This window comes from Bacillus sp. GbtcB10, assembly GCF_019091365.1.
Lineage (GTDB): Bacteria > Bacillota > Bacilli > Bacillales > Bacillaceae > Bacillus > Bacillus altitudinis.
On the sequence record NZ_JAGXJP010000302.1, the window covers coordinates 1 to 248 of the forward strand.

The window sequence follows — 248 nt, forward strand, 5'->3', positions numbered from 1 at the left end:
CTAACGGAAAAATTTCATTAAAGGCCATTAAGACAGATAACACAGTAAGAGTTGTTCCTGACAAATATTCAACCAAAAATGTCCTTCAAATCGCAGGGAAGCCTTTCTTAGGTAACGTCAACTTTGCTATTGAATCAGGATATATCAGGCCGACTTATGAAAATATTCCGTTTGAAGACTATCTAAAAGGTGTTGTGCCAAACGAAATGCCTGAAAGCTGGCATGTTGAGGCATTAAAAGCACAAGCT

General features: G+C 37.9%; 1 protein-coding gene. It reads left to right on the plus strand.

The genetic code is table 11. The features are described 5' to 3' along the window. Positions 1–248: SpoIID/LytB domain-containing protein (locus KVT11_RS20330; RefSeq protein ID WP_217609195.1), on the plus strand; the 248-nt coding region annotated here is incomplete at both ends.